Here is a 3,310-nt window from a genome sequence, read left to right as displayed (position 1 = left end):
CTCTTCTGCTTAAATGTGTTGCTTGGTTAAAAGAAAATTTGCATAAAAAATCCCATGCGCTGTGGCATTGGATTTTTGAGTAGAGCTTGAGGTGCTGCTTGTGAATTGCACTTAGGCTAAAGCGACTTCAATCATCCTTGCTGTATATATTGAAACGTCGTGAACCTTGCTTAGTTTGTGGGAATTGATTGAGATATTCAGGATGTGATTTGAGTAAAGCCTTGCTATCTAAGCTGATCGAATCCTTCGACTTTTTCCATGTCACTGAGCCTACTTTAAAGGTGGCACGTTCAGCCTCCTGCATCTTGGCTTGAAGTTGATGCTTCAGTAGATCGAACTGCTCCTGATGTTTTTCAATTTGGTTACGGGTCTGAATGAGTTGCTCAAACTGTTGATTGGCTTGCTCATCCTCAGATAGATCCGTGGTGCTGAGCGGTACATGTTCTGGATAAAGTAGTTGTAAGGCTTTGGCTGCGGATTCACTGGCATCGGCTTCAGGTGGGGTATCTTTTTCTACACATTCCCAGAAGTAACGTTCCGCATTGACGATGTGCTGAATCACTGATTCTGAACGAGTGACTTTAAAAATTCGGGTTTCATGTCCACAGATCAGTACGCAGATATGCGCGGCTTTCTTGCCTGTCACGGCCAATTGATGTTGTACCTGACACAACACGTATAAAGGCACCCCGTCTCGCCACAGCTTGGCCCCATACTCCCCTGCGGTTTTGCATTCTAATATCTGCACATCAGCATCTCCAACCACGGAGTAATCCAGATTAGCCAACATAAAATGCTTGTCTGGATCAGGATGTTGTAATACGGCATTGACCCGACGCACTTTGTAGTTGGTATGCATGCTGTAGTATTCTGCCACCAAGGGTTCAAGTCGTTTACCCCAGTACAAGGGTGCATGCCCTTCGCTTTCATCCTCAATACCTTGTTGAATACGTCCAGTCTTGATCATCCATAGTTCAAGCATCGACATATAGGGATTAAGGCCGCAGGCAGCGGCACAGTCACTACTACCAATACCTTGACGACGGACTTCCAGCCATTCCGCCTGACTTAGGTTTTTGGTCTCCACAAAGCGTTTTGCATGGGGGAGTTTAGGGCGATGAGCACGGATATTTGCTCGAGTAGGATGAGGTTGAATTAAAGCTGAGTTCATATAGATGTCCTCTGATTATTAAATTTTAGGCATAAAAAAAGCCACATCTGGAGATGTGGCAAAGAGGTATTTGGATTCAAAGAGATTTACAGGATCATGTTGATCTGATGTGATCATGTTAAATTCTGAATCTGAATCTAAACTTAAACAATCAAGCGCAATGCTTGTTCAAGCCCACGTTGTTTTAAGCCTGCTCCTGCACCGAACCATGCTGAATCTAAGCGATGATCCTGACTCATGGCACGACGTTCATGATCACAAAATTCCGTAATGGAACAAAGTAAGCCATAAGCGGTATCTTTAGCTGAACTGAGTTCTGCCCCACGGCCATGCCCGTTAAACATGGTCATGACTTTGGACATGGCACGTCCATTCGGTTCAGTCTTGTTATCAGTTTTATTGGATTGGCTTCCTTGCGTTGCCACATTGCGATAGAACTGAATAATACTGTCATCTTGCTCGGCCATGCTTAGGCTCGTATTATTAAACACCGCATCGAAATACGCTGCTGCTTCGGTCTGTGTGACTTTACGCTGACTGAGCTGTTTCATTTCATACATGTGTTCGTTCCATGCCCGCACTGAAATCCCCAATTGGTGCTTGATCTTCTGCGCATCAAACTTGGTGCTGTGTGGCACTTTGACTACGCCTGCACTGCTGTTCTGACCTTTCAGGGCAATGGCTAAGGTGTTGTTACACACCACACGAATTGAAGTGAATTGTGCTGTGGTTGCCAGTGTGCCGTCACACGCCGTAGCCAAGAGAATGTAACCATTGCTGACATCTTTGCCTTTTAAATTAGAAGTCTGCCCTGTTTTGGCTAAAGCCCAGAATTTCTTACCACCTTTGAGTACGCCTGCGGTTTCCAGTTCAAAGCCTGATTGTTCAGTCAAGTCTCGATAAAATTCTAGAATCTCTCGGGGTTGGACTTCCTGATAGCGTTGACTGACTACAGATAAAGGCGCATGCGTGTCGGAACGGTATAAAACCCGCTGTTCATCATGCGGTAGGATCAAGCTTTGTCCTTTATGGTTTTCAGCCATATAACTCACATTCGAGCTTTCGATCTGCCAGTCCATGCCTGCTTGCTTGGCCCAGACTTCGATCGGTTGGTTCGGTGTGAGCTGATTGCCTAAACCATGCCAAGGGGTTTGACCGACATACGCCATGTTTTCAATTTGATGTGCCATAGTAAAAATTCCTGAAATTAGTTGAATTAAAATATTTAGAAGTAATGAGTCATAAAGCGGTTAAGGCTTGGCCCAAGCAAAATGCTGCTGACAGTCCTGACAGAGATATCGCTCAGCATTGTGGTAATATTTTTCATAGCAGTACTGACTCACGATGACCAATACCCCGCCAACCACAACACCGATGGCTGCGCCTGCAAAAGGCGGGAATCCTGCCTTTTTGGCAATCTGCATGCCGAACAGCGCCATCTGTGTCGGTGAGATACAGCGTTGTAACTGTTCGAAATAGTTGGCGTGGGCATTGCCTGAATCGGTCTGTCTGACATGGGTAGACTGACAGTAGGGACATTGAATAAAGGACATTGATATTCCTTCTGAAATGAATTCAGTGCGAAGAGCTGAATTGAGGGCATAAAAAAACCGTGCCCATTGAGGACACGGTTTGATTTAGTTTTTGCTTTGTCGTTGAGAGTCGAGGGCCGTTATTGGAAGCTATAGCTTGCAGTGCCTTTTTCCGTTTCAACATCAACACGCACTACATTGTCATAGCCACAGCCTGTTAATTTCAGTCTTAAACGCAGACCCATTTTAAAATGCTGTGGATATTCCAACGATCGACGATAGCCTTCGTAACTGCATTCACCGTTGTTGATCAGCACATTGGTGACATCAATCGGATCTGCACTATTAGAGCGGATCGTCAATACTGTAGCGGACTGATTTTGGGCATACCAGTTACTAGTATCTTTGACATCTAGTTCTACCGTAAATGTATTTGGATCAAGGCCAGAACTGCATCCACTCAACAACATTCCTGTCGTTGCAGTTACTGCGAGTAGGATGGGTTTAAAAAATTGCTTCATACATTTCATCCTTAGCAGTAGTTATAGCTCACGCTATAATCGCCCGTATTTAAATCAATACTGACCAGATGAATTTCACAGTCTGT

General features: G+C 44.7%; 4 protein-coding genes. All 4 read right to left on the bottom strand.

The features are described 5' to 3' along the window. Window positions 1-127: 127 nt before the first annotated feature. The 4 genes from B4F08_RS09660 to B4F08_RS09645 all read right to left on the bottom strand — a co-directional run bounded on the left by B4F08_RS09660 (window position 128) and on the right by B4F08_RS09645 (window position 3,224). Window positions 128-1,171 (bottom strand): YqaJ viral recombinase family protein, encoded by a 1,044-nt coding sequence (locus B4F08_RS09660; protein WP_087540854.1) that lies wholly within the window; start codon window positions 1,169-1,171, stop codon window positions 128-130. 143 nt (window positions 1,172-1,314) lie between these two features. Continuing rightward, complete coding sequence (locus tag B4F08_RS09655; RefSeq protein ID WP_087540852.1) at window positions 1,315-2,361, bottom strand: DUF932 domain-containing protein; 1,047 nt, start codon at window positions 2,359-2,361, stop codon at window positions 1,315-1,317. Window positions 2,362-2,421: 60 nt separating this feature from the next. Continuing rightward, on the bottom strand, window positions 2,422-2,724 hold the full coding sequence (locus B4F08_RS09650) for a hypothetical protein (protein ID WP_087540850.1): 303 nt from the start codon (window positions 2,722-2,724) through the stop codon (window positions 2,422-2,424). A 119-nt stretch (window positions 2,725-2,843) separates the two neighbouring features. Further along, window positions 2,844-3,224, bottom strand: coding sequence for a hypothetical protein (locus tag B4F08_RS09645; RefSeq protein ID WP_004650268.1), 381 nt, complete (start codon window positions 3,222-3,224; stop codon window positions 2,844-2,846). Window positions 3,225-3,310 lie beyond the last annotated feature (86 nt).

The sequence above is a fragment of the Acinetobacter sp. UBA6720 genome, assembly GCF_002454215.1.
GTDB lineage: Bacteria > Pseudomonadota > Gammaproteobacteria > Pseudomonadales > Moraxellaceae > Acinetobacter.
The sequence above is the reverse complement of the archived record's forward strand: the minus strand, read 5'-3'. Positions and strand labels throughout refer to the sequence as shown.

What these genes read in the sequence shown, in the direction of transcription:
- B4F08_RS09645 (WP_004650268.1), bottom strand. Translation starts at nt 3,224, where the DNA reads ATGAAGCAATTTTTTAAACCCATCCTACTCGCAGTAACTGCAACGACA.
- B4F08_RS09650 (WP_087540850.1), bottom strand. Translation starts at nt 2,724, where the DNA reads ATGTCCTTTATTCAATGTCCCTACTGTCAGTCTACCCATGTCAGACAG.
- B4F08_RS09655 (WP_087540852.1), bottom strand. Translation starts at nt 2,361, where the DNA reads ATGGCACATCAAATTGAAAACATGGCGTATGTCGGTCAAACCCCTTGG.
- B4F08_RS09660 (WP_087540854.1), bottom strand. Translation starts at nt 1,171, where the DNA reads ATGAACTCAGCTTTAATTCAACCTCATCCTACTCGAGCAAATATCCGT.